Source organism: Hydrocarboniphaga sp. (assembly GCF_028291725.1).
Classification (GTDB): domain Bacteria; phylum Pseudomonadota; class Gammaproteobacteria; order Nevskiales; family Nevskiaceae; genus Hydrocarboniphaga.
The window spans coordinates 19,238-45,729 of record NZ_JAQGNT010000051.1; the positions used below are offsets into that span (position 1 = coordinate 19,238).

Annotated in this window: 22 protein-coding genes and 1 tRNA gene; 14 read left to right on the plus strand and 9 right to left on the minus strand. The window is 64.2% G+C overall.

The window, feature by feature from the left end; genetic code table 11:
• Positions 1-5: 5 nt before the first annotated feature.
• Both JWQ90_RS14265 and JWQ90_RS14270 read left to right on the plus strand, forming a co-directional pair.
• Positions 6-1,031, plus strand: coding sequence for an NAD(P)-dependent alcohol dehydrogenase (locus tag JWQ90_RS14265; protein WP_299695366.1), 1,026 nt, complete (start codon positions 6-8; stop codon positions 1,029-1,031).
• Between the two features lie 58 nt (positions 1,032-1,089).
• On the plus strand, positions 1,090-1,830 hold the full coding sequence (locus tag JWQ90_RS14270; protein ID WP_299695369.1) for an SDR family NAD(P)-dependent oxidoreductase: 741 nt from the start codon (positions 1,090-1,092) through the stop codon (positions 1,828-1,830).
• Positions 1,831-1,951: 121 nt separating this feature from the next.
• Here the strand turns inward: JWQ90_RS14270 and JWQ90_RS14275 are convergent, their stop codons facing one another.
• The gene (locus JWQ90_RS14275) at positions 1,952-2,512 is read right to left on the minus strand and encodes a CoA-transferase (RefSeq protein WP_299695372.1); all 561 of its coding nucleotides are present in this window, start codon (positions 2,510-2,512) and stop codon (positions 1,952-1,954) included.
• Between the two features lie 2 nt (positions 2,513-2,514).
• Positions 2,515-3,099 (minus strand): CoA transferase subunit A, encoded by a 585-nt coding sequence (locus JWQ90_RS14280; protein ID WP_299695375.1) that lies wholly within the window; start codon positions 3,097-3,099, stop codon positions 2,515-2,517.
• A 228-nt stretch (positions 3,100-3,327) separates the two neighbouring features.
• Here JWQ90_RS14280 and JWQ90_RS14285 point away from each other — a divergent pair, with 228 nt between their 5' ends.
• From JWQ90_RS14285 to JWQ90_RS14335, 11 genes are all read left to right on the plus strand, one after another.
• The gene (locus tag JWQ90_RS14285; protein ID WP_299695379.1) at positions 3,328-4,926 is read left to right on the plus strand and encodes an SMP-30/gluconolactonase/LRE family protein; all 1,599 of its coding nucleotides are present in this window, start codon (positions 3,328-3,330) and stop codon (positions 4,924-4,926) included.
• 259 nt (positions 4,927-5,185) lie between these two features.
• Entirely contained in the window at positions 5,186-6,556 is a 1,371-nt protein-coding gene (locus tag JWQ90_RS14290) for an aromatic ring-hydroxylating dioxygenase subunit alpha (RefSeq protein ID WP_299695382.1), read from the plus strand.
• A gap of 115 nt (positions 6,557-6,671) precedes the next feature.
• Complete coding sequence (locus tag JWQ90_RS14295; protein WP_299695385.1) at positions 6,672-7,490, plus strand: TauD/TfdA family dioxygenase; 819 nt, start codon at positions 6,672-6,674, stop codon at positions 7,488-7,490.
• A 38-nt stretch (positions 7,491-7,528) separates the two neighbouring features.
• Positions 7,529-8,809: an MFS transporter gene (locus tag JWQ90_RS14300; protein ID WP_299695387.1), complete on the plus strand. Its 1,281-nt coding sequence runs from the start codon at positions 7,529-7,531 to the stop codon at positions 8,807-8,809.
• A gap of 56 nt (positions 8,810-8,865) precedes the next feature.
• Positions 8,866-10,689: an NAD(P)/FAD-dependent oxidoreductase gene (locus tag JWQ90_RS14305; RefSeq protein WP_299695389.1), complete on the plus strand. Its 1,824-nt coding sequence runs from the start codon at positions 8,866-8,868 to the stop codon at positions 10,687-10,689.
• Between the two features lie 134 nt (positions 10,690-10,823).
• Entirely contained in the window at positions 10,824-12,227 is a 1,404-nt protein-coding gene (locus JWQ90_RS14310; RefSeq protein WP_299695391.1) for an aromatic ring-hydroxylating dioxygenase subunit alpha, read from the plus strand.
• Between the two features lie 96 nt (positions 12,228-12,323).
• Positions 12,324-14,051, plus strand: a complete 1,728-nt coding sequence (locus JWQ90_RS14315; protein WP_299695393.1) for a thiamine pyrophosphate-binding protein — start codon at positions 12,324-12,326, stop codon at positions 14,049-14,051.
• A gap of 188 nt (positions 14,052-14,239) precedes the next feature.
• Entirely contained in the window at positions 14,240-15,658 is a 1,419-nt protein-coding gene (locus JWQ90_RS14320) for an aldehyde dehydrogenase family protein (RefSeq protein WP_299695395.1), read from the plus strand.
• A gap of 55 nt (positions 15,659-15,713) precedes the next feature.
• Positions 15,714-15,806, plus strand: a tRNA-Sec gene (locus tag JWQ90_RS14325).
• 38 nt (positions 15,807-15,844) lie between these two features.
• Positions 15,845-16,714 carry an SDR family NAD(P)-dependent oxidoreductase gene (locus JWQ90_RS14330; RefSeq protein WP_299695398.1) on the plus strand — a complete coding sequence of 290 codons (870 nt, stop codon included), beginning with the start codon at positions 15,845-15,847 and terminating at the stop codon, positions 16,712-16,714.
• A gap of 26 nt (positions 16,715-16,740) precedes the next feature.
• The gene (locus JWQ90_RS14335; RefSeq protein WP_299695400.1) at positions 16,741-17,295 is read left to right on the plus strand and encodes a nuclear transport factor 2 family protein; all 555 of its coding nucleotides are present in this window, start codon (positions 16,741-16,743) and stop codon (positions 17,293-17,295) included.
• Positions 17,296-17,371: 76 nt separating this feature from the next.
• Here JWQ90_RS14335 and JWQ90_RS14340 read toward each other — a convergent pair whose 3' ends face one another.
• The 7 genes from JWQ90_RS14340 to selA form a co-directional block, all read right to left on the minus strand.
• Positions 17,372-18,769, minus strand: a complete 1,398-nt coding sequence (locus tag JWQ90_RS14340) for a UGSC family (seleno)protein (RefSeq protein ID WP_299695402.1) — start codon at positions 18,767-18,769, stop codon at positions 17,372-17,374.
• 18 nt (positions 18,770-18,787) lie between these two features.
• On the minus strand, positions 18,788-19,114 hold the full coding sequence (locus tag JWQ90_RS14345) for a hypothetical protein (RefSeq protein WP_299695404.1): 327 nt from the start codon (positions 19,112-19,114) through the stop codon (positions 18,788-18,790).
• 73 nt (positions 19,115-19,187) lie between these two features.
• Positions 19,188-20,111 (minus strand): FAD-dependent oxidoreductase, encoded by a 924-nt coding sequence (locus tag JWQ90_RS14350; protein WP_299695407.1) that lies wholly within the window; start codon positions 20,109-20,111, stop codon positions 19,188-19,190.
• A gap of 107 nt (positions 20,112-20,218) precedes the next feature.
• A complete protein-coding gene (selB, locus tag JWQ90_RS14355; protein ID WP_299695410.1) occupies positions 20,219-22,084 on the minus strand; it encodes a selenocysteine-specific translation elongation factor in 1,866 nt (621 codons plus the stop codon).
• A 26-nt stretch (positions 22,085-22,110) separates the two neighbouring features.
• Entirely contained in the window at positions 22,111-22,941 is an 831-nt protein-coding gene (locus tag JWQ90_RS14360; protein WP_299695413.1) for a TauD/TfdA family dioxygenase, read from the minus strand.
• A gap of 163 nt (positions 22,942-23,104) precedes the next feature.
• Positions 23,105-23,716, minus strand: coding sequence for a TetR family transcriptional regulator (locus JWQ90_RS14365; RefSeq protein WP_299695415.1), 612 nt, complete (start codon positions 23,714-23,716; stop codon positions 23,105-23,107).
• Between the two features lie 123 nt (positions 23,717-23,839).
• The gene (gene selA, locus JWQ90_RS14370; protein ID WP_299695417.1) at positions 23,840-25,201 is read right to left on the minus strand and encodes an L-seryl-tRNA(Sec) selenium transferase; all 1,362 of its coding nucleotides are present in this window, start codon (positions 25,199-25,201) and stop codon (positions 23,840-23,842) included.
• Between the two features lie 209 nt (positions 25,202-25,410).
• Between selA and selD the strand changes: the two genes are divergently transcribed.
• On the plus strand, positions 25,411-26,469 hold the full coding sequence (selD, locus tag JWQ90_RS14375; protein WP_299695419.1) for a selenide, water dikinase SelD: 1,059 nt from the start codon (positions 25,411-25,413) through the stop codon (positions 26,467-26,469).
• The last annotated feature ends 23 nt before the right edge of the window (positions 26,470-26,492 follow it).

Below are 26,492 nucleotides of genomic sequence, written 5' to 3' on the forward strand. Positions count from 1 at the left end.
CGATCGTGCCCAATACCATGAAGGCCTATCACTTCGAGGCGTTCAACGATGCGCTGGCGAGCCTGCGACTGCGCGAAGACCCGATGCCATCGCCGGGCATGGGCCAGGTCGTCGTGCGGATGCGGGCGACCTCGCTGAATTATCGCGACCTGCTGGCGGCTTCGGGACAGCTGCCCGGCATCAAGCCAGGCCTGATCCCGCTGTCCGATGGCGCGGGTGAAGTCGTCGCCGTCGGCGAGGCGGTCTATCGCGTCAGGCCGGGTGATCGGGTCGTGGCGGCGTTCAACCCGACCTGGATTTCGGGCCGGCCCGAAGTCGAGTTCATGCGCGCCATGCTGGGCGGCACTGTGGATGGCGTGCTCGCCGAGTACGTGATGCTGGATCAGCAGGGGCTCGAGCGCCTGCCTGACGGTCTGAGCTTCCAGGAAGGCGCGACGCTTCCTTGCGCGGCCGTCACCGCCTGGTCGGCTCTGCACTGCGGCCTGCCGCTGCTCGCCGGCCAAACCGTGCTGGTGCAGGGTACCGGCGGCGTGTCGATCTTCGCGCTGCAGCTGGCGAAGTCTTTCGGCTGCCGCGTGATCGCGACGACCTCGTCGGCAGAAAAAGCCGGGCGATTGCGCCAGCTCGGTGCCGACGAAGTCGTCAACTACGCGCAGGTTCCCGAATGGGGAGCGGCCGTGCGCGAGCTGACCGGCGGACGCGGTGTCGATCGCGTCGTCGAGGTCGGCGGTCCCGGAACGCTGGAGCAGTCGATCGGCTGCACCGCGTTCAATGCGCAGATTGCGCTGGTGGGTTTTGTCGGGGGCCTCGGCGCGCAGATCAACCCGCGCCTGCTGATGCGCGGCGGGCTATCGACGCACTCCATCGCGGTCGGCAGCCGGACGGACCTCGCCAAGCTCCTCGCCGCGGCCGAAGCCACGCAGCTGCGGCCGGTGATCGATCGCGTCTTTGCGTTTTCGCAGGCCCCCGACGCCTATCGGCACCTGCAAAGTCGCCGACATTTCGGCAAAGTAGTCATCAATGTCGATTAATATGGGTATCGATTGATAGAGTCGACACCTGAAACGTATCAATAGTGAAGGAGGAACGATGTCTCTGAAGGGCAAGACGGCAGTCGTCACCGGCGGCGGAAGCGGAATCGGGCGCGCCTGCGCAGTGCAGCTGGCGCGCGACGGCGCCGCCATTGCGGTGTGGGATCTGAATGGTGACGCCGCCGCCGAGACGGTGAGCCTGATCGAGGCCGAAGGCAACAAGGCGAAGGCCTACACCGGCGACGCCTCGGCCCCGGACAGCATCGCCAGCATCCTGGTCCGTATCCGCGCCGAACTGGGCCCGGTGCTGGTGCTGGTCAACAACGCCGGCATCACCGGCTTCGTGGCCTTCCTGGATATCACGCCGGAAGCTCTGGAGCGGATGTATCGCATCAACCTGATGGGCCCGTTCTTCATGACCCAGGCCGTCATTTCCGACATGCTGGCGGCCGGCTGGGGCCGTATCGTCAATATCTCCTCATCTTCAGCGCAGACCGGTGCCAAGGGCATGACGCATTATTCGTCGTCCAAGGGCGGCGTCATCGCGCTGACGAAGTCGCTGGCGGCGGAGTTCGCGGATCGCGGCATCACTGTCAACAACATCCCGCCGGGTTTCATCGACACACCGATGCTGCGCGGATCGCCGGTCAACCTCGATGCCACGGCCGCGACTTCGCCGATGAAGCGCGCCGGCCGGCCTGAAGACATGGCCGCTGCCTGCTCATTCCTCGCGTCCGACGCCGCCGGCTACATCACCGGCCAGACACTCGGCGTCAACGGCGGCCGCGTCATCTACTGAAGCATGTGCGTAGGGCGGGAGCATCCCGCCTTTCGCGTGGTGCAGGCGCGCAAGGCGGGATGCGCTGCGCTCCTCCCGCCTACCCCTTCAACAAGCCGGTAGAAGCTGCTTAGCGGCGCCCTTACAGGATCGGCACGCCGGTCTTTTGCCGCAGCTCATTGAGGCTCACATCCGGCGCGAGTTCCACCAGCTTGATGCCGCCGTCGGTCACATCCAGCACGCCCAGCTCGGTGATGATGCGGTCGACCGCGCCGACGCCGGTCAGCGGCGGCGTGCGTTGGGGCAGGATCTTGAACTCGCCGCCCATACCCTTGACCATTTTGTCGGGCACCATCCAGTTGGCGAGATCGCCTTTTTCTGACACCTGCATCGCGCCGAGAATGGACAGGTTGATGTGGCCGCCGCGGATCATCGCGAACGAATCGGCGCTGGAGAAGAAGGCGCTGCCGGGCACGGTGGTGATGGTCTGCTTGCCGGCGTTGATCAGGTCGGCGTCGATGCTCGCCCCGGTCGGGAACGGGCCGATGCCGAGCAGGCCGTTCTCGGACTGCAGCCAAACGTCCATGCCCTGCGGAATGTAGTTGGCGACGAGCGTCGGCAGACCGATGCCGAGGTTGACGTAGTAGCCGTCCTGCAGTTCGCGGGCGGCGCGCTGGGCCATCTGTTCGCGGGTCCAGGCCATGGTTACCTGCTCACGGTGCGCTGCTCGATGCGCTTCTCGGGGTGGGGGTTGTGCACCAGGCGTTTGACGTAGATGCCGGGCGTATGAATCTGGTCCGGATCGAGCTCGCCGAGCTCCACCACTTCTTCCACTTCGGCGACACATATCGGCGCAGCAGCGGCGACCATGGGATTGAAGTTGCGCGCGGTCATGCGGTAGACCAGGTTGCCGGCGGTGTCGGCCTTCCAGGCCTTGACCAGGGACACGTCGGCTTTCAGTGAACGCTCCATCACATACCACTCACCGTCGAACTCCTGCGTCGGCTTGCCCTCTGCGACGATGGTGCCGTAGCCGGTCCTGGTGAAGAAGGCCGGTATGCCGGCGCCGCCGGCCCGCAGTTTCTCGGCGAGATTGCCCTGCGGCGTGAACTCCAGCTCCAGCTCGCCGGCCAGGTACTGGCGCTCGAACTCCTTGTTCTCGCCGACATAGGAGGAGATCATCTTGCGGATCTGCCGTGTGGTTGGCAGTTGGCCCAGGCCAAAGCCATCGATGCCGTCGCGGATGATGCCCTCCAGCGCGGACTCGGCGCTGGCATACAGCTTGTTCATGAGCTTGCTCCTGAAGAGCTGACTGCGACGCTGCGTCGGCGGCGCTCTAGAAATCGGTTGAATTTTCGACCACTAATGGTCAACCATGTTGATGATCGCGGTGGCCGGACGGCGCGGTCAAGCGAGACCGGGCCAAACGCGCCTGGCTCGAACCTGGCCTGGGGGCAGTGCCTGCCGGCCGATCAGAATGGCAACGATGTCGTACGGTACATCGAGGAGATCATCAGAATGTCGGTGCAAAGTGGACGCAATACCGCTGCAAGCCCGTACCGCCTCGCCGAGGGTTGGCGCCTGGAACGACTCACTCCTGCCAGCCGCCTGTTCGGCGCCAACGGCCTGCGCACCGGTGCGGATGGGCGTATCTACGTGGCGCAGGTGTCGGGCAGCCAGATCAGCGCGATCGACGTCGATACCGGCGCAATCGAGACGATCAGCCCGATGGGTGGCGAGATCGTCGCGCCCGACGACCTGGTGTTCGACGACGAAGGCAACCTGTACGCCACCGAAATCACCGAAGGGCGCGTCAGCATGCGCGCGCCCAACGGCACGACCAGGGTGATCTACGGCGACATCCCGCTGGCCAATCCCATCACCTTCCACCAGGGGCGGCTGATTGCCGGCGAGTTGCGCATGGGCGGACGGATCATGGAACTGGACCGCAACGGCGGGGCGCCGCGCGTCATTTTCGACCAGGTTCCGATGGCGAATGCTTTCGATGTGGGGCCGGACGGCAAACTCTATTTCCCGGCGCAGGCCGCGAACGAAATCTGGCGCATCAGTCTGGACGGCGGCGAGCCCGAAGTTGTCGCCAAGGATCTCGGCGTACCGGACTCGGTGAAGTTTCATCCCGACGGTTACATCGTCTCGACCCAGGTGCACAGCGGTCAGGTGCTGCGCATCGATCCGCGCACCGGCGACCGCAGCGTTCTGGCCAATCTGACGCAGGGCCTCGACAACGTGACCTTCGTCGGCAAGCGCAGCTTCGTGTCGAACATCTCGGGCTACATCGTCGAAATCCTCGACGGCGGCAAGACCCGTGATCTGGTCCCCGACGGCTTCAACTGGCCGCTCGGTCTGGCCATCGACGAGACCGGTCTGATCTACGTCGCTGATGGCCCGTTCTCCTACACGCTGCGGCCGGGCGAAGAACGCAAGCTGATCGGCATGCTGTTCACGCCGGGTTATCCGGGATATGCACGCGGCGTGGCCGCTGCGGGGCCGGGCGAATTCATCATCACCACCGCCAACGGCGATGTTGCGCGTTACTGGCCCGGGCAGGCGAAGAGCGAAATGCTCGCGAGCGGTTTCAACCAGCTCTACGGCGTGGCGGTTGCGGCCAAGGGAGGCATCGTCTTCGCCGAGCAGGGCGGCGGACGTGTGCTGTCGGTGCAGTCGGGCAATGTCGAAACGCTCGCCACCGGCCTCAAGCTGCCCTCAGGCGTGGCGGTGGGCCCTGATGGCAGCTGTTATGTCTCGGAGTCCGCCGGTGGGCGTGTCGCCAAGCTGTCCGGCGGCAAGGCCGAAACGGTGCTGGACGGGCTGCAGAAGCCCCAGGGCATCCTCGTGCGCGGCAAGCTGCTCTATGTCGTTGATACGGGCTCCAAGCAGCTGATCGAATACGATCTGGCCAGCGGAGTACGCCGCAGCATCGCGTCCGAGCTGCCGGTCGGTGCTCCGCCCGGCGTGACGCCGAAATTCCTCGGCCCGATCGGAACCCTGTCCGGACCGATGGGTCCGTTCGCGGGCATCGCCGCCGGGGCGGACGGCACGCTCTACGTCTCCGCTGATGCTGAAGGCAGCGTGCTGGCGATCCGCCCCGCCTGTTGAACAACTCCGTTGAACACTTATCCGGCCGCTTGATGGGCTTCGTGTTGACTTATTTCGGTTCAAAGGACCAATATCGGAACGCTCAATGGCGAGCGGCCTGCACGCTGACGGCTCTGTCCGATCGCTACCGGGCGTCCGGTTTGACGCTGGTGCCGAGCGCCGCGCAGGGTCAGCCACGCAAGCCCTGTTCTCGGACACATTTGCAAACCAGTCCAGCTCGTTTGCGTTCAAGGCTGGCTTACAGGATTCGGAGGATGTTGTGAACAAGCCTGTCGACATCACAAAAAATATTGAAGAGCGGTCCGAGCCGGTCACGATCGGCGTCGAAGCCTATATTTCCGCGGACTATGCCCGGGCAGAGCGCGACAAACTCTGGCGCAAGGTCTGGCTGCAGGCCGGCCGCGTCGAAGAAATCCCCGAGGTGGGTAGTTTTCTCAGCTACGACATCCTCGACGATTCGATCGTAATCGTCCGCACGGCGGCCGATCAGATCAAGGCATACCACAACGTCTGCTCGCATCGGGGTCGCAAGCTCGTGGACACCCCGGCGGACGCCAAGAGCGCCTGCGGCCGCAAGAAATCCTTCGTCTGCCCCTTCCACGGCTGGACCTTCAACCTCGATGGCGAGTGCACGCGTATTCGTGAGAAGGACGACTGGCAGGGTGCCTTGACGCCCGAAAACACGCATCTGTCCGAGGTCAAGGTCGACACCTGGGGCGGCTGGGTCTGGATCAACATGGATCCGAACTGCGAGCCTCTGCATGACTATCTCGAACCGGCTGCGGGCATGCTCGATCCCTTCCAACTGGAGAACATGCGCGTCAGATGGCGCCGCTGGGTGATCTTCGACTGCAACTGGAAAGTCGCGGCGGAGGCGTTCGACGAGATCTATCACGTCGATATCACGCATCCGGAATTCGTGCAGTTCGGCCAGTTTCAGGGCTGGGCCAGGGCGCAGGGCAAGCACAGCAACATCGGCTATGACGCGCCCAATAACATGGATGCGAATCAGCAGGCGAAGCTGCGCGTCGGCACCGGCGGCGATGCGCGCGTGTCGACGAAGAATATGCAGGAGTTCACCTGGGAGCAGGTCAACACCAATACCACGCTGACGCTGGTGGATGCGGCGCGGCGTCTGGTCGATGAGCTGCCGGAAGGCACGCCGCCCGGCGAGGTTCTGAAGCACTGGCTGGAGTCGGCCAAGGCCGCGGACGTCGCGCGCGGCGTGATCTGGCCGACCGTCGATCCCGCGCATGTCGGCAAGAGCGGCACCGCCTGGCAGATTTTCCCCAACTTCCAGATCGGGCACGCCGTCAACAACGCTCTTTGCTACAACTTCAAGCCTTACGGCTACGACCCCAACAAGTGCATCTTCGAAGTCGCAGTCTACGAACTGTTTCCGAAGGGCGAGGAGCCGGAGACGGAGTGGGAGTACACGCCGGTGGGCGACCCGAGATGGCGCAGCGTGCTGCCGCAGGATTTCGCCAACATGGCGGCGGTGCAGCAGGGTATGAAGTCGCTCGGTTTCAGCGGCACCAAACCCAATCCATATCGGGAGCGTGCCATCGTCAACCTTCACAGCAACCTGGCGCAGTACATCGGTACAGGCGCGCCCAAGAAGCTTGAGTGAAAAATGGGCCGTGTGACGGCCTGGGGCTGACACGCGGCAAATACGCAATGGATGCCGATGCGTTCAAAACTGGACGCGGAGCTGCATGCCGCATCGAAAACTGGAGCATTTGGCAATGACGTTCACAACCCGCGATCTCAGGCCTCGTATCGCGACCGAAATCCGGTCGGACAAGGCAACGCTGCTCAGCGGCGTCCATGCATCGAAAATCCGCGAGCTGCTCGATCAGCGAGGAGTTCTGGTTTTCCCCCAAGTCGGCTTTACCGATGAGGAGCAGATCGTTTTCACGCAGACGCTCGGCAGCTTCGCGCCGGAAATGCGCGGCGAGAAAATCTACAAGGTCACGCTGGATACCAAGGCCAACGAGCTGGCCGACTATCTCAAGGGCTCGCTGTACTGGCACATCGACGGCACCATGAACGAGGTGCCGATTCTCGCCTCGCTGCTGTCGAGCAAGGTGCTGCCTTCCAACGGCGGCGGCGATACCGAGTTCTGCAACACCTACGCCGCCTACGATGATTTTCCGGAGACGGAAAAGCAGCTGCTTGAAAAGCTGCGGGTGATGCATTCGGCGTGGAACACGCTGTTCTACTACGACCCGGAACCGAGCATCGAAACGCTGCGCGGCATGATGCGGATCGGCGACCGTGAGTTGCCGCTGGTGTGGAAGCACCGCTCGGGGCGCAAGTCGCTGGTCATCGGCTGCACCGCGCGTCACGTCGTCGACATGGACTTCAAGAAGAGCGTCGAGCTGCTGGTGCAGCTGCGCGATTGGGCGACCCGGCCGCAATTCGTCTACCGCCACGTCTGGTCGGTCGGCGACCTGGTGATCTGGGACAACACCGGCACGATGCATCGTGCGACGCCCTACGATCCGAACTCCGGTCGCATGCTGCACCGGACCAAGCTGGAAGGCGAAGAGGCATTCGCTTAGTCCGCGGCGTTTCCAAAACTGTGTTGGGGGAAGGGAAGATGGGTGCAACTAACAACGCGGCGGCCGAATGGCGTCGTTTCTGGTTTCTGCCGCTCGTCGCAGCGCTCGGCTACGCGACTTCTGTACTGCACGTCTATTCGATCGGCCCGTTCATCGCGCCCTTGCATCAGGAGTTCGGTTGGTCCCGCGCGCAAATCTCTGCGGGAATCACCGTCTCGGCCATCATCAGCGGCATCTTCTGCATTCCGATCGGCATGCTTGTCGATCGGATCGGGCCGCGTTTCGTCGGGCTCGTCGGCGTGCTGGTGATGGCGGCGGCGTTTGCGCTGCTCGGCACCGCGACGGGTCATACCTCGAACTGGCTGATGCTGTGGGCCGCGGTTGCCGTCGGAACGTTCTGGGTACAGGCGACCGTGTGGACCAGCGCGGTCGCGAGCCGCTTCGAAACCTCGCGGGGGCTCGCATTCGCGCTCACGCTTTCGGGCGCTTCGGTGGCCGCGACGGTTTTTCCGATGCTCGCGACCTGGTTGATCGGCTCTTACGGATGGCGCACGGCCTTTCCGGCGATGGCCGGCATCTGGGCGGCGCTGGTTTTCCCCTTGCTGTTCCTGTTCTTCCGCGGCGCCCGCGACCAGGGCCGCTTGCAGCGTGCGGCGGCCGCGAGTGTGGCGAGAGCTCGAGCGGGTGTGAGTTTCTCCGAGGGGCTGCGTTCGCCGGCCCTTTACAAGCTGCTGCTGGCTTCCGGCCTTTTCTCTTTTACCCTGATCGGCGCCCTTGTCCATTTCGTTCCGATCCTCACGGATGCTGGCGCCGTGCCGCTCAAGGCGGCGGGGATTGCTTCGCTGATCGGCATCTTCTCCATCGTCGGCCGGCTCGGCACCGGCGTACTGTTGGATCGGTTTCCCGGGCACCGGGTCGGCGCGCTCGCTTTCCTGATCCCGATCATCGCCTGTGCTCTGCTGCTGCTTGACGGTGCAAACCCGATCAGCCAGTCGGTCGCTGCTGCAGCCTTCGGACTTACCGTTGGTTCGGAGGTCGATGTCATCGCCTATCTCGCGGCGAAGCACTTCGGGCTCAAGAACTTCGGTGCCTTATACGGCGTGCTGCAAATGGCGCTGGCCTGCGGCACGGCTTTTGGCCCGCTCGCGGCGGGCACCGTGTTCGACCATTACGGCAGCTATGCGCCGTTCCTGATGCTGACCATCGCCCTGATGGCAGTGAGCGCCGTCGCGCTCTTCAGCCTCGGCCTGCCGCCGGTCCAAGCAGCGCCGGTCATCGCCGCCCATGCAGGCGTCCCGGATCAACGTGACGTATTATAGTTGCCCGTATAATGAGCATCATCGTTGATTATCAAAGTGCTTGAGGAGCGATTTATATGAGGTGTCAGCCTACACAGACGCCTGAGGACATCAACATTCCGGCACTGCGGGAGAAGTACCGCCAGGAGCGCGACAAGCGCGTTCGTGCCGACGGTCAGAAGCAGTACGTGCGGCCAACCGGGGATGCTGTCGGCAGTTATGCAGATGACCCCCACATGCCGGTGGCGCAGCGCGAGCCGATCTCGGAAGATCTCGACGTTCTGGTTCTCGGCGGCGGCTGGGGCGGGATCATGGCCGCCTATCACCTCACGAAGGCGGGCGTCAGCAACTTTCGCAACGTTGACACCGCAGGCGACTTCGGCGGGGTCTGGTACTGGAATCGCTATCCCGGCATCCAGTGCGACAACGAATCCTACTGTTACCTGCCGCTGCTGGAAGAGATGGGCTTCATGCCGTCGAAGAAGTTCGCCGACGGCTGGGAGATCCAGCAATACGCCAGGTCGATCGCCGAGAAATTCGGCTTTGCCGACAAGGCGCTGTTCCACACGCTGATCCACACGCTGCGCTGGGACGAGAAGATCAAGCGCTGGCGGGTGGGCACCCGTCGGGGCGACGACATTCGCGCCCGCTTCGTGATTCTGGCCTGCGGCGTGCTGAATATGCCGAAGCTGCCGAGCCTTGAGGGCATCGACCAGTTCAAAGGCAAGATTTTCCACAGCGCGCGCTGGGATTACGGCTACACCGGCGGCGGTTACGGCAATCCGGTGCTGGACAAGCTGGCCGACAAGCGCGTCGCGGTCGTGGGCACCGGAGCGACCGCCATTCAGGCTGTTCCCTATCTGGGCAAATACGCCGAGCAGCTTTACGTGGTTCAGCGCACGCCTTCAAGCGTCGACGAGCGGCCCAATCCTCCGACCAGCTCAGAATTCACGGAGTCACTGAAGCCGGGCTGGCAGAAGGAGCGTCAGGAGAATTTCCATCGGGCGGCGATGGAAGGGTTCCGGCCGGGCGAGCCGGATCTGATCTGCGACATCTGGACCGAGATCAGCCGGAACTTCCAGGCCGAGATGGAGGCCGAGGGCTGGCCGCAGCTGACCATGGAGCAATTCATGGCCAAGCGCGAAGTCATCGACTACCGCGTGATGGAGCGGCTGCGCCGCCGTGTCGAAGCCATGGTCCGGGACCCGGCAACGGCCGAATCCCTGAAGCCCTATTACCGCGCCCTGTGCAAGCGGCCGTTGTCCAGCGACGAGTTCTATCCGACCTTCAATCGCCCCAATGTTCAACTGGTCGACGTCTCCGAAACCAAGGGCGTGCAGCGCATGACCGAGAACGGCTTCATCGCCAACGGCAAGGAATATAAAGTCGACTGCATGATCTTCGCCAGCGGCTTCGAAGTGACCAGCGATCTGGAACGCCGCTGGGGTATGGACGTGGTCGAAGGCCGCGACGGCCGGTCGATCTACAAGCACTGGTCCGAAGGTCCGAAGACGCTGCACGGCACGATGACGCACGGCTTCCCGAACCAGTTCTACATCGGCTATATCCAGGGCGGCCTCAACGCCTCGGTGACCGAGCAGTTCGGGCAGCAGGGCTACCACAGCGCCTACATCATCAGCGAGGCGCTCAAGCGCGGCCTCAAGGTCGTTGAGCCCAGCCAGGAAGCCCAGGACGAATATATCCGTCGTTTCCGGGAATTGGAGATCGACTACTCCGAATTCCAGAACACCTGCCCGCCGGGCTATTTCAACAACGAGGGCGAAACCAAGCCGAAATGGGCTCTTTTCGCAGGCTGGGGCCCGGGCTGGGCCGCTTTCCGGCAGATGCTTGCCGATTGGCGGAACAAGGGCGATCTGGAAGGGCTGGTCGTCGAGAAGTAATCAACAGCGGTGTTGGCAACTCGACGTCCCCGTTCGTGCGGTTATGATTGAGGGCGGCGCGGAGCAGCGAGGCGTCGGATGGAGCAGCGGGTCGCAGCAACCGAACCCGCGAGGTTTCTGGATTGGAGGATGTCGTGAACTATCAGGTCAATATCGGAGCGGACGATCAGGTCAATGTGAAGGTCGAAGACCTTTCCGAGCCGCTCAGCTTCCCGGTGGAAGCCTACCTTTCTCCCGAGTACGCGCGGCAGGAAGGCGACAAGCTGTGGGCCAAGGTGTGGCAGCACGCCGGCCGTGTCGAAGAGATCCCGAACGTCGGCGACTACCTCACCTACAACATCGGCCGCGACTCGATCATCGTCATCCGCACCGCAGCCGACACGATCAAGGCCTATCACAACGTCTGCTCACACCGCGGCCGCCAGCTCATCGACGCGCCACCCGAGAGCAATGGCGTGCGAGGCAATCGCAGGGGCTTCGTCTGCGGCTTCCATGCCTGGCGCTACGACCTCGAAGGCAACTGCACTTTCAAGCTGGACGAGCAGGACTGGAAAGGCGCGCTGAGCGACGAGAGCCGCACCAAGCTGCCGCAGGTGCGGGTCGACAGCTGGGGCGGCTGGCTGTTCATCAACATGGATCTCAATGCGATCCCGCTGCGCGAATATATGGACGAGGCCGGCGATATCCTCGACCCGTTCGAGCTGGGCAAGATGCGTTACAAGTGGCGCCAGTGGGTGATCTTCGATTGCAACTGGAAGACGGCGATCGAAGCTTTCATGGAGCCTTATCACGTCGCCGGCACGCATACGCAGATGCTGAACAACGGCGACTACTACGCCTACAGCGCGGCCTACGGCCTGCATGGTGTCTCCGGCTTCGACGTGCGCAACACCGGTAACGGGGTCAAGCAGGCCAGCACGGTCACTCGCGCTGGCAAAGAGGGCAAGGACCCGCGCATCTCGACCTATGAGCTGCAGAACGAGATCTACACCACCGTCAACAACGCCAGCACGACCGAAACGCTGGTGAATGCGGCCAGGCGTCTGGTTGACGAACTGCCCGAAGGCACGCCGGCGCCCGAAGTGATCAAGCACTGGCTGGCGCGGGCGCGCGAGGACGATGCCAAGCGCGGTATCACCTGGCCGACGATCACGCCCGAGCAGCAGGGCAAGGCGGGCCTCGCCTGGAGCATCTTCCCGAACATGTCGATCCTGCAGGGCATCACCTTTGCGCTGTGCTATCGCGCGCGCCCCTATGGTGACGATCCGAACAAGTGCATCTTCGAGACTTACGCGATCGAGCGCTTTCCGATCGGTGCGGAGCCGAAGACCGAATGGGTCTATGCCGAGGCCACCAAGGAAAAGTGGGGCCTGGTGCTGTCGCAGGACTTCTCGAACATGGCCGCGGTGCAGCGCGGCATGCACTCGCGCGGCTTCCGCGGCACCTTGCCCAACCCGCATCAGGAACGGAAGGTCACCAACTTCCACCGCAATCTTGCGGATTACATGGGGGCCGGCGCGCTGCGTCTGCTCAAGTAGCCGATACACCGAGATACACCGTTATTTCCGAGCGCCTGGAGCACACGCTCGGGCTTCATTTGACCGCTGCAGCCAAAACACGAAGGAAGGCTCAACATGGCCGTAAAAGTTTACGAACGCATCCTGGAGCTCCTTGAGGCCGAGGGAATCAACGCCGTCTTCGGCATCCCGGATCCCAACTTCGTTCACCTGTTTGTAGCGGCCGAAAAGCGCGGCTGGACTGTGGTGACCCCGCACCACGAGCTGTCGGCCGGCTTCATGGCGGAAGGCTACGCCCGCATGACCGGCAGGCCGGCGCTGTGTATCGCCACTCTGGGCCCGGGCATCGCCCTGACTTCCGGCTCGATGATGACCTCGCTGGTCGAAAACACCCCGGTCATCTACATCGGCGGCCAGCGCGCCCGCATCACCGAGCAGCGCGTGCGCCGCGGCCGCATCCAGTTCATCCAGCAGGAACCGCTGTTCGAGAACTCGGTGAAGTGGAGCGCCAGCATCGAGTACGCCGAACAGACCGACGAAATCATTCGCCACGCCCTGCGCGTCTGCCAGTCCGGCACCCCGGGTCCGGTCTACATCGAGTATCCGTCACACGTCATCAACCAGGATCTGGACGTGCCGCCGGCGCTGCCGCCGTCGTCCTACCGCCTGGTCGAGCCGGGCGCGGACGGCAACATGGTGGCCAAGGCCGCCGAGCTGATCAAAAACGCCGAGTGCCCGGTGCTGCTGGTCGGCCACGCGGTGCAGTGCACCCGCGCCGGTCAGAAGGTGCGCGAGCTGGCCGAGCTGATGGGCTGCCCGATCCTGCAGACCTCAGGCGGCACGGCCTTCATCGAAGGTGTCGAAGATCGCACCTTCCCGTATCTGTTCTCCAATGTGGGTGACGAGATCGTCGCCAAGTCCGACGTCGTCGTCGCCATCGGCACCGAAATCGGCGAGCCGTCGCACTACGGCCGCGGCCACCTGTGGGCCAAGGGCAAGACCGACCGCAAGTGGATCTACGTCGAACTCGACCCGGAGGCGATCGGCCAGAACCGCCCGATCGACGTGCCGCTGGTCGGCGACCTGCGCACCGTCGTGCCGCAGCTCTCCGCTGCACTGAAAGGCAGCCCGCGCAAGGAGCACCCGGATCTGCAGCGCTGGATCAAGGAAGACAAGGACCGCCTGGACTCGCTGGCCAAGCAGGATTTCAAGACCGACAGCGGCCGCGTTCACACCGGCCAGTGGGTCATCGAAGCAACCAAGGCCATGCCGAAGAACGCGATCCACGCGCGCGACGGCGGTGGCACCGTGATCTTCACCTGGACCTACCTGCAATCGAAGCCGCACGACGTGGTCTGGAACCAGAACTTCGGTTGCCTGGGTACCGGCCTGGGCTACGCCATCGGCGCCTCGATTGCCGACGGCGGCAAGCGTCCGGTGCTGCTGACTACCAGCGACTCGTCGTTCCTGTACCACATCAGCGACCTGGAAGTGGCTCACCGCTTCAAGCTGCCGCTGGTCGTCGTGGTGGGCGTGGACAACTCCTGGGGCCTGGAAGTCGGCGTGTACAAGCGCACCTTCGGCCACGGCAACACCACCGAGCCGGGCGTGCACTGGAGCAAGGACGTGCGCTTCGACCAGATCGCCAAGGGCCTCGGCTGCGAAGGCGTCTACATCGAGAAGGGCGAAGACATTGGCGCTGCCGTGACCGCAGCCTTCGAAAGCGGCAAGCCGACGGTCATCCACGTGCCGATCGATCCGGTCATCAACCACGGCGGCAACAAGAACCTGGATACGCCGAACTACGACCGTTTCCGCACCTGGTACGCCGAAGGCCAGCAGTAAGTCGGAGCGACTGAGCTGCTGTACGCCCGCGTCGCGATCTTCATCTCACGACGCGGGCTTTTCGGTTTTTAAAGTTGTCATTCCCGCGAAGGCGGGAATCCAGGGATCGGGAGCAGCACTTCGCCGCTCTGGATTCCCGCCTTCGCGGGAATGACAGGAAAGGATTTCGAAGAACGAGGAGAAGCTTCATGCGTGACTATCTGAAGTTCTACATCGATGGAAAGTGGGTCGATCCGGTTGAGCACAAGACCTCGAACGTGATCAACCCGGCCACCGAAGAAGTCTCCGGCCACATCTCGATGGCCTCGGTTGCGGATGTCGAGAAGGCGGTCGTCGCCGCGCGCAAGGCCTTCGCCAGCTGGTCGCAGACCACGCGCGAACAGCGTCTGGAAATCGTACTCGCGATTCAGGCCGAATACGCCAAGCGCCAGATCGAAATCGGTGAAGCCATCACCGAAGAAATGGGCGCACCCAATGCGTTGGGCTGCGGCTTCCATATCGGCCTGGGCGGCGGCCACATCGCCGCGGCCATCGACTCGCTCAAGGCCTTCAAGTTCGAGGAGCTGCGCGGTTCGACCATGATCAACCGCGTGCCGATCGGTGTCTGCGCGCTGATCACGCCGTGGAACTGGCCGATGAACCAGGTTGCGGTCAAGGTGCTGCCGGCTCTGGCCACCGGTTGCACGATGGTACTCAAGCCGCCACAGCTCGCGCCGTATTCTGCGCAGATCTTCGCCGAGGTGCTGCATGCGGCCGGCGTGCCGGCCGGCGTGTTCAACATGCTGCAGGGCAGTGGTGCCGTCGTCGGCGCCGCGCTGTCCGCGCATCCGGAAGTGGACCTGGTTTCCATCACCGGTTCCGAGGCGGTCGGCGTCGAGATCGCCAAGGCCGCGGCGCCGACGGTCAAGCGTGTGTGCCAGGAGTTGGGCGGCAAGAGCGCCTTCATCGTGCTCGACGACGCGGACCTTGCGAAAAATGTCGCCGGCGCCACCGGCGGCATGATGATCAACTCCGGCCAGACCTGCAGCGCCGGTTCGCGCCTGCTGGTGCCGAAGGCGCGCATGGCGGAAGCCATCGAAGCCGCGAAGAAGGCGGCGGCGGATGTCACGGTCGGCGATCCCAAGGGACAGTTCGCGATGGGTCCTGTGGTGTCGAAGAATCAGTACAACGAAGTCCAGCGCTACATCGAGATCGGTGTGCAGGAAGGCGCCGAGCTGATCGCGGGCGGCCCTGGTCGTCCGGAGGGCATCACCAAGGGTTTCTACTGCAAGCCCACGGTGTTCGCCAAGGTCAGCAACAAGATGAAGATTGCTCGCGAGGAAGTGTTCGGGCCGGTGCTCGTCATCATCGGCTACGACGACATCGATCACGCCATCGAGATCGCCAACGACTCCGACTTCGGTCTCGCCGGCTACGTCAACGGCGTCGACAAGGCGCAGTGCAATGCGGTCGCCAAGCGCATGCGCACCGGCTGGGTGTCGATCAACGGCGGCTTCGATTTCCAGGCGCCGTTCGGCGGCATGAAGAAGAGCGGCAACGGCCGCGAATGGGGTGAGCTGGGCTTCCACGAGTACGTGGAGATCCAGGCGCTGTTGGGTTACGCGTAGCCGTTTCCCCTCTCCCCCCGGGAGAGGGGTTTGCAGAAAGTCGTAACTTCACCGTGGAAGCGATTGGAGCCTGGTGGCTTCCCTGGTCTTCAAAACCAGTGGCCCGCGAACAGCGGGCGGTGGGTTCGATTCCCATCCGCTTCCGCCATTCCTAAAAGCAAAACCTGCACGCGAGAAGAGTTTCGGATGCCCGAGCAGAACATCGTCGCCATCGTGACGGGTGCCAGCCGCGGTGCCGGACGCGGCATTGCGATCGCGCTCGGCACCCATGGCGCCACCGTCTACGTCACGGGACGCTCGCTGAAGGCGGGCGATCATGCGTTGCCGGGCACGGTCATTGAGACGGCGGCGGCCGTCACCGCGGCTGGTGGACGCGGCATCGTGGTGCGCGTCGATCATGCGGTTGATGCCGAGATCGAGGCGCTGTTCGAGCAGGTACGGCGCGAGCAGGGCCGCATCGACATCCTTGTCAACAACGCAGCGGCCGTGCACGACGAACTCAACATGCGCGGCAATTTCTGGGAGAAGCCGATGCATCTGGCCGACATGATCAGCGTCGGCGTGCGCTCGGGCTACGTGGCGAGCTATCTCGCGGCGCCGACGATGATCGCGCAGGATCGCGGACTCATCGTGTTCACGTCCGCCTCGGGCGCCGTGCACTATTCGATGGGACCGGCCTACGGTGCGCACAAGGCCGGCCTCGACAAGCTGGCGGCGGACATGGCCGTCGATTTCAGGCAGGCGCGATCAAAGGTCGCTGCGCTGTCGATCTGGATGGGTACGGTGCTCACCGACCGGCTCAAGGGCATCATCGCTGCCGACCGCGCGAAGTACGGCCATCTGGAGGCCTCCGCCGAGACGCCGGAGTTCACCGGCCACGTGATCTGGGCGCTGTATCACGACCCGCAACTTTCCGAACTCTGCGGCCAGACCGTCATCGGTGCCGAGATGGCGGTGAAGTACGGCATTCAGGACGAGGGCGGGCGTCAGCCGCCTTCGTATCGCGATACGCACCAAGTCGTCCCGCGTGTGCAGTACCCCCTCATCATCCGCTAACGAAAATACGGAAGGAGAACCGGCACATGATCGACGAAGCCGAGCTGGCCCAACTCAAGCGCGACGTGCAGCAGCTGAAGGACCGACAGTCCATTCTCGACTGCATCCAGCGCGAGTGCCGTGCGCGTGATCGCCAGGACGTCGCCCAGATTGCGGGCTGCTGGTGGGAAGATGGCGTCGATGAACACGGCCCTATCGTCACCCAGGCACCGGACTATCCGGCGAGGGCAAACGCGGGGCATCGTGCTCTCTTCAACATGACCAGCCACAACATCACCAACCATCTTTGCGAACTCGATGGCGACACGGCGTACTGCGAGTCGTATGTCGTCGGCGGATTATTCTGGCTCGACGACAAGAGAACCACGATCGCTTTCGGGCGCTATCTCGACCAGCTGGAAAAACGCCAGGGCGAATGGCGCATCCTGACGCGGCGCTGCACGATCGAAATGTCTGCGGACACCGACGGCAGCTGGGTGCATTCGAAGAACGTTAAAGGCTTCCTGAAAGCGCTCTGGAACGGCGAAGATCCGTCCTACGAGCGCCCGATCGTTGCCAGGCCCGATGGGGTCCGCTGGTAAGGAGTCGGCGCGAGATCCTTGATCCGTAAACCGGCCCAGGCTTGCGTATGGGCCGGCTGATTCGGATTATTTCCGGCTATTTCCGAATCTTCTCCAGTCGCTCAGCCCAGTCCTTCGGCAGTGTGATCTTCTTGCCCACCGGGAAACCGAGATAGCCGTTGTGCGTGAACGTGTAAGCGTTCGTGCGCAAGGGGTCGCCGGATACCAGCACGATGAAGTCTTCCGGGTCGAGCACGATCGGCACCATACGGTTGGGATCGTCGGATTCCGCGAAGACTTTGGGCAGCTTGCCGATATTCACCTGCCGCTTCAGCGAGCCGATGCGGAAGTCCGCCCACTTCTCGGTGAAGGCCTCGACACGCCAGGCCGCCATGCGTGCGTGCTCATACAGATAGCGCTTGACGTCGGCTTTGCTCCAGCCGGCTTTGGCGATGGTCTGCGCCAGAATCGGCGTGAGGATCAGCACCGGCCGCAACGAGCCGTAGGACAGGCCGCCGACGGTGAACACGATCTCCCAGCCTGTCTGCGAGGTCACCGCGTCGGCGATGTAGGGCATCATCTGCTCGGGCTTGCTGCCGGTGACCGACGGGAACACGCCGCCGCCGGTCAGGCGCGTGATCATCAGCGTGTTGTCGCCGGCCTCGAAGCCGAGATCGACGCTGAACGGATGCCAGCCCGCCTTTGCGAGCGCGTCTTCGTTCTCCGCCAGCACCACGCGGAAGGTGTTGCCGAAGCTGCCCTTGTCGTTCTTGTGCAACAGGAAGCCGGCCATGTTGCGCAACGCAAGCCGCCAGAAACGGCCGACCGAGGTATTGGGCTTGAAGCCATCGCGCAGTACGCCCTGCGTGTAGTTGAAGTTGAGGTCCTTGATGATCGGCCCGTTGAGCACGATCAGCGTCTCCGCACCCGGCGTATTGCCGCTGTGCTCGACGCCATAGATCGGGTCGACCATGGCCTCGATCAGCGCCAGCAGGATCGGCATGTACTCCGGCCGGCAGCCGGCCATGACTCCATTGACCGCCGTGGCCCATACCGTGGCGGCACGGTTCTCGGGCAGCAGGATGCCGATGGTTTCGTCGGGCTTGCGATCGGTATAGCTCAGGAACTCCTGGATCTTCTCCATCGTCGGCGGAACGATCGGCAGGCCGTCGCTCCATTCCTTGTCGTAGAAGAAATCGCTCACTTCCTCGAACGTGCCGCTGAACACGATATCGCGCGCCTTCGGCTCGGGCGCGAGCACCTTCTCCTCTGGCTGAATGGTCAGATTCGCGATCACCTGCTGCGCGGTCACGTTCATCACGTTTTCGCGGATCTCTTCGGGACTCTGCGCGCCGGGATGGCCGACGATCATCGCCACCGGGAAATTCATGCCCAGGCCCACCGAGGTCGCAGCCGCCTGCCCGAGGAAACCCTCGCAGACCAGCGACGAAGTCGGATAACCCGCTTCTTCACATGCCAGACTTGCCCGCAGCACGGCGGGCGTACAGCTACCTCAGCACGCCATGCAGCTGATCGCTGCATCGACTCCGAGTTCTTTGAAGCGCTGCGGTAATGAGGCGAGCAGCTCTTTCTCGTTCACCGCGTGGGTGGAGCCAAACTCGCGCCAGCTGATCCACTTCGTGTCGGGATATTCTTCGCGCAGCTTGTCTTCGAGCGCGGTGAACACCACGTCGCCGGCAAACAGGAAGTCCCAGAGCTGCGCAACGGTCTTGCCCTTGAGCGTGTCGAGACGCTTTGCCAGCGGACGCATTTTCTGCCTGCGATCTCCGCTGGGCCAGACGACCTCGTAGCTGCCGTCGCCACTGGTTTTCTTCGTCATTGCAAACTCCTGCAAACGTCAAATCGTGAATGACCCGCGCTGGGTCGATGTTAGCGCAGGGCCAGTATCGGAACTAATGTGACAGCGCTCGGGCCGCGGCTTCGGCTGCACTCACGCCTTCGGCCATGGCCTCGACGATATTGCCACCATAGTCCGCGCGAACCGCGCCGGCTGCGAGCACCCGTGAATCCGCTGTTGCAAAGCCCGAGATCGTCTTGATGTGCCCACTCGCGTTCAGCAACGACGGCGGAACGAATTGGCTATTCGGCACGCCGCCGATGAACGCAAACAGACCCATGCATGCGATGTCCGAGGAAGTGCCGTCCTTCACGTTGCGTACGCGCGCGCCGGTAACGCCGCTACCGTCGCCGATGACTGCGCTGACTTCGCTGTCCCAGACGAAGTCGATGTTCTCGCGCGCCGCGATTTTGTCCGCATATTCGCGCTTGGCCTTCAGCGGGCTGCGGCTCACCATGATCACTTTCCGGCTGGTCTTGGCCAGCACCAGCGCTTCGCAGACCGCGGCATCGCCGCCACCGACGACAACCACGTCCTGCCCGCGAAAGAAGCCGCCATCGCAGGTGGCGCAGCGCGACACACCGCGGCCGCTGAATTCCTCTTCGCCGGGAACACCGAGCCTGCGCAGCGACGCGCCGGAGGCCACGATGATCGCCTCGGGATTGTGAATCCTGTTCTCGTTATCGGTCAGCGTGAGGCGCTTGCCCAGATCGATGTTCGCGATACCGGTATCGAAGATCCGAACGCCGTTCTTGCGCGCATCCTCCAGCAGATTGATCGCCAGATCCTGGCCGGTGAACTTCCCGGGCACCGGCAGCCCGTCGACGTGGTCGACTGTCGCCACCAGTCCGCCATACATGCCGGTGATTTCGAACAAGGTGACCAGGCGCCCGAGACGTGCCGCGTGACGCGCAGCAGCAAGCCCGGCGAGACCGCCGCCGATGACCGCGACTTCACATAGATTCTTCAGTGGCCTCATCCTCCAGCGACCTCTCTTGCTCTTATCGGACAGCGGGCCGCCAATAGACGGCAGTGTTGATTGTCCAGTTTAGATCGACGGGCGCACAACAATCCGGGTTGCTGTGTTCAAGCGTGTACCCGCCGGTCGTCTACCCGCTGCGTGAAGCGGATGTTATCCAGATGATCCAGCAGCGGAATGCAGTATTTGCGCGAGATGCCGAGTGCGGCGGCGATCTCGCTGACCCGCAATCCCGGCGGTTCCAGCAGAGGTGTCAGCAGGCGCCGCGCATCTTCGATCGCGTCGCGGTGGAACAGGATCTCTTTGTCCTTGGCGCGGTCGACGGCGCGCACCAACACAGCTGCGCTCAACAGGCGATCGACCGCGCGTTTGGACGTCACATCGGTTACGAGCGTGTTGGGGTTGGGCGGAGCGAGCCCGGCGCTGCGCAGCGTTTCGGCGATGCGCGATGCAAGCTCCGCCTCGTTGCGCGCCTGCGCCCTGTCCTCGTCGGGCCGTGGAATCATCAGCCCACTGCCGCGTTCGATGATCAGCCCATGGCCCAGCAGACGTCCGAGCGCGGCGTCGAGTACGGCTGCTCCGGTGCCCGGCAGCGCTGACAGCAGCTTGGCGCGCGAGAGCCCTGCCTTGTGAGGTGCAAGCAGTGACGGGATACGCGAAAGCAGCTTATCCATATCCAGCTTGGCCACCACCAAGCCCGACCTCGTCACCACGACAGGGAGAGTCTGCAGCAACTCCGTGACTCGCGGCATTGCCAGCGCGCAGAGCTGTGACAATTGCCGCAGCGTCGTTCCCGCCGGCCCTGCATGCCGCACTTCGGCGCCGATCTTCTCCGGCGTAGGCAAGGCATGAAGATCTTCGAGGCGCTGCAGTATCGGCGGGCTGTGGCGTCGCAGGCGACGCATCCCGGTCTCCAGAATCCTGCCACCGACGACGGTCTGCGGCGGTGACGCGAGGCGCAGCACCAGGTGCTCGCCGACCGGCAGCGCGACGGCTTCCGCGCAATGCAGTTGCGCGAAGCCGGTCTGGCCCGCTTCGAGCACCTCACGATCCAGCAGGCGCAGGCGGATGTTGATCTCGGCGGTGCCCAGCAGCGCCTGAAGCCTGGCTCCGTTTTTCAGCGGCGGAGCGCCTGCCACGGCGCGGACGGAAATCGTCAGCCAGTCCGAAAGGTCCAGCGAATCGGGCGCGGCCAGTGCCATGCCCCGGTGCAAGTCCGAGGTTTCGATGTCACGCAGATTCAAGGCCACACGCTGGCCGGGCGAGGCCGTGGCAACCTGTGCTCCGTGCACCTGCACCGCTCTGACCCGGACCTTGCGGCGCAACGGCCACAATTCCAGAGTGTCGCCGGCTGCGACGGCTGCGCCGCGCAGGGTTGCGGTCACGACAGGGCCATGACCGGTGATGCTGAAAGCGCGGTCGATCGGCAGGAAGGCCAGGCCACCGGCCGCACGCGGCAGCTGCCTGGCAGCGCAGGTTTTGAGTGCCCGGCGCAGATCGTCGATCCCGTGATCCTGCAGCGCCGCAGTCATCACCGGCGGCAGCGCGTCCAGCCCCGCTCGGGTGAGTAGCTGCAGCGCTTCGTCCGCGACTTGCCGGGCCTGCTCGGGCACGACGAGATCGGTCTTGCTGATCGCGACGACAGCGCGACGCAGTCCCAGCAGGCCGGCAATGTCGATGTGTTCTATGGTCTGCGGCTTGATGCCTTCGTTGGCCGCGACGACCAGCAGCACCGCATCGATGCCGGTGGCGCCGGAGATCATCGTGCGCACGAAGCGCTCGTGGCCGGGCATGTCGATCAGGTCGATGACAATGTCCGGCTCCAGCTGCATTTGGGCAAAACCGAGCGCGATCGAAATGCCGCGCTGTTTCTCTTCCGGCAGCCGATCGGTGTCTTCGCCGGTCAGCGCGCGCACCAGCGTGGTCTTGCCGTGATCGACATGGCCGATCACGCCGAGCACGAGATGGTTCAAAGGGGCGTGACCCGAGGGCTACGGCCTCAGGCCAGCATCTCGACGCCCGCCACCGAGGTGCGGTTCATCATGCGGCCGGAGTCCGTCGCATACGGAATGACGCGGTGCAGGGCGCCGCAGTTGTCCCAGACGACGAGGTCGCCCACCGACCAGTAGTGGCGGTAGCTGAAGGCCGGCTGTCCGGCCCACTCCAGCAGCCGAATCAGCAGCGCGCGCCCTTCGGCTTTCGACATGCCCACCACGCTGTCGGCGGTGTAGCCGATCAGCAGCGACTTGCGGCCGCACTTGTGCGTCCACACCAGCGGGCGCTCGGCCTTGCGGGCACGCTTGCGCGGCTCGATGTCCACCGCGTCGGCGACTTCGCGCACACCGGCGACGACGCTGTGTACGACCCGCAGGTTTTCGAACTCGGCCTTGTCTTCGGCCGACAGGGCCTCGTAGGCGGCGTAGGTGCTGGCGAACTCGGTCTGGCCGCCTTTGGGCGCGGTCCGGCGGCAGGCGAGCACGCTGGCCTTGGGCGGCGGGATGCCTTCCATCGCCAGCCCGTCCATGTGGTAGAAAAACGTGCCCAGCACGTACTCGGGCTCGCTGTTGAGCTTGGGATCGAGCGAGATGGTGTAAAGGCCGCCCTTGTCGCCGCCGGGTGCCGACGTGGTGAAGTTCACCCGCGCGCCGAGCTTCTCGGTGAACGCGATCTGTTCCTCGTCCGTCAGCCCGAGCTTGGGGAAAACAATCACGCCGTGCTTGTCGACCAGCTCCATGCACTGTTTGGCGATCGCCGCGTCGGTGATCTGTGAGCGATCGAGATGGACGACGGCGCCGATCGCCGGCTTGATCGGTTCGACTTTCAAAGTCATGGCAAAAACCTCTGCGCTGATAATGGCTTGTCTGTGCGCCGGGCTCGATAGAACGCTTGAAACCGACAGGCCGGTGATGTCTCGGACTGGCGACGAGCCAAATGCTGAACACTACATTAGCATCGCGATTGGAGTCGCATCAACTGCGAAGGCCGTGGGTTTTTTATCCAGCGGCCGTGGACGAGGCCCGGGCGCTGGCAGTGCGGCTGAGATCCTTGAGCACGCGCTCCACGATCATCAGGGCCTCGTGATGGCCGTCCGTGAGGCCGAGTGCCGACTCCGCGATGATGGATCGCGCCAGCCCCACGGCGATCATGACGATGCCGGCGGCGGGGTTGTCCGAGTCATCGTCGTGACCCAGCAGACGCGAAACGGCGGCGACCTGGAGCGCACGAAACTCCTGGGCCGAGCGAACGATTTCGGCGCGGATCGTCTCGCGGTGGGTGGCGATGGCGGTCAGCTCGGCGGACATTGTGGCGCTCGAGGGATCGCTGGCCAGCGCCCATAGCGCGCGCAGCGGATCGGCTGAGGACAGGAGGGCCTCGTCGAAGCGCTGCTGACGGCGTTGGTTGATGCGCCGGACGACCGCCAGGATCAGCTCGTCCATCGTCAGGAAATAGTAGTAAAGCAGCTGAGTCTTGAGCCCGGCCTTGGCGGCGACCTGTCGCGCGGAGATCGCCATATAGCCTTCCGTGCGCAGAATCTCTTCCGCCGCGTCGATGAAGAGCGTGCGTCTCTGGGAGCCTTCCACGCCCATTCTGCGAGTCTGCGTCATGCCTGCATCGTCCTATTGCCTGAGCCGGAGACTATCGCAGTGTAGGTTGGGGTGAGCGCAGCGAACCCCAACCTCGGAGCGGGACGAACGTTGGGGTTCGCTGCGCTCACCCCAAGCTACGGGCTATGGGCTGCTCAGCGCCGCTTTCAGGGCCGTGGCCAGGTCGGCCAGCTCCTCGTCGCCGACGGTCAGCATGTCGAGCAGCAGACGGCCGTCCTTGATACGGCCAATCACCGCCGGCAAGCCGGCACGAAGTTGCGCGGCGGCAGCTTCGGCGCCGCACGGTGGTTCGAGTGCCAGCGCGCGGCTCGCGATGCTTTCCTCGGGCAGCGAACCGCCGCCGGCGAAGGCCTGCGTGGGCTCGACCGTGCCATTGCCGAGCAGGGCCTGCAGACGCTCGGCGCGCTGCTGCAGTACCGCCTCGGTCTGGCCGAGCATGCGCAGTACCGGAACGCGCTCCGGTGTGTCCCGGTGCAGCATCAGCGTCGCTTCGAGCGCCGCGAGCGACATCTTGTCCAGCCGGACCGCCCTCAGCAGCGGATGGCGGCGCAGCGGATCGACCGCCGCCTTGCTGCCGAGAATCAGCCCGGCTTGCGGCCCACCAAGCAGCTTGTCGCCGCTGCAGGTCACCAGGTCGGCGCCGGCCGCCAGCGCCTCGCCCAGGCTCGGCTCCGTAGTTCCGCGCGCCTTGTGCAGCAAGCCGCTGCCGAGATCGGCGACGACCAGTAGCCGGTGTTCGCGTGCGAGCTCGGCGAGTTCCTCGATGTTCGTCTCTGCGGTGAAACCGATCGTGCGGAAGTTGCTCTGGTGAACCTTGAGCAGCACCCGCGTCTGCGGAGTGATGGCGTCGCGATAGTCCTTGAGCCGGGTCTTGTTGGTGGAGCCGACTTCGACCAGTCGCGCGCCGCCTTGGCGGATCACGTCCGGCACACGGAAGCCGCCGCCGATCTCCACCAGTTCGCCGCGCGAGACGATCACCTCGCCGCCTTCTGCGAGCGCACTCAGCGCCAGCAGAATCGCCGCCGCTCCGTTGTTGACCGCCAGCGCCGCCTCGGCCGAAGTCAGCTCGCGCAACAGCGGTTCGAGCGCCTGCGTGCGTGAGCCGCGATGGCCGCTGGCGAGGTCGAATTCCAGATTGCAGTAAGCCGCTGCGACCTCGGCGACGGCCGCGATCGCCTCCTGGGCCAGCGGCGCGCGCCCCAGATTGGTATGCAGCACAATGCCGGTGGCGTTGATCGCCCGGCGCAGGCCAGGTCGGGCGCGAACCGCCAGCAGCTCGCCGGCCGCAAGCAGCACGATGTCCGCATCGGGCAATACCGGCAGACGGCCGCTGCCGAATTGTTCGCGCAGCCCGGCTAGCGTGCTTCGCAGCGCCGTCGTCACCGATACGCGGCCGAATTCGTCGCACAGCGAAACCGCCGCCGGCATTTCCAGCAGTCGCTGCACTTGCGGCAGCTGGCGCAGCGGATTGTCGCCCTCGGGCATGCCGGCTTCCCTGTCAATGATGTTCGCGGGATTCTAGGGCCTGGTGACATTGAATTGAGCGCAGCGATCAATTCAATGTCAACAGGCCCTAGAGGCATGCCGACCTACGGGGGCGGTATCCAGCCGTGTTGTTTCGTTCGAGGGCCGGGCTTGACGTCGGTGGTTTCGATGTCAGCATGCCCCTCAGCTCAATGGCGGAGACTTCGTAGATGGCGGACTTCGAAACACGCCTGACCGCGCTGGCGCATGGAGGCGGCTGCGGCTGCAAGCTGTCGCCGGCGGTGCTGCGCGAGATTCTGGCCGGCATGCCGACGATGCAGGCCTTCCCCGATCTGCTGGTCGGCATCGAGACCGGCGACGACGCCGCCGTCTACCGCATCAACGACCAGCAGGCGATCGTTGCGACCACTGACTTCTTCACGCCGATCGTCGACGACCCTTTCGATTTCGGCCGTATTGCCGCCGCCAATGCCTTGTCGGACGTCTATGCGATGGGCGGTCGGCCGCTGCTGGCGCTGGCGATTCTCGGCATGCCGCTGGGCAAGATCGCGCCGGAATCAGTGCGCACCATCCTGGCCGGTGGCGCGGCGGTCTGCGCCGAGGCCGGCATTCCGGTGGCGGGCGGCCATTCGATCGATTCGCCGGAGCCGATCTACGGCCTCGCCGTGATCGGGCTGGTGAATCCGAAACGCGTGCTGCGCAACACCGGTGCCCAGTCCGGCGACGTGCTGATCCTGAGCAAGGCGCTCGGCGTCGGCGTGATCAGTGCTGCGCTGAAGAGCGGCAAGCTCGACGCTGAGGCTGAGCGCGCGCTCTATGCCACGCTGGTCGACTCCACCACGCGTCTGAACGCGGTCGGCCACGCGCTGGCGGCCGTCGAACCCGTGCATGCGATGACCGACGTGACCGGCTTCGGTCTGCTCGGACACGGCCTTGAGATGTGTCGTGGCTCCAGGCTGCGCGCACGCATCCGCTTCGATGCCTTGCCGCTGCTGGACGGCGTCGCCGAGCTTGCCCGCGTTCCGTATCGCACTGGGGCCGCAAACCGGAATTGGGCCAGCTATGGCGAAGAAGTTACGCTCGCGCCGGACCTGGAACACTGGAAGCGTGACCTGCTGTGCGACCCGCAGACCAGCGGCGGACTGCTGGTTGCCGTGGCTGCCGATGGCGCGGCGAAAGTTCTGGAGCGGCTCCGCGCCGCCGGCTTCGACCGCTCTGCCGTGATCGGCGAGATGCGGGACGGATCGCCAGCAATTGAAATCATCTAGCAGCCATGCTTCGCAGCACCGCC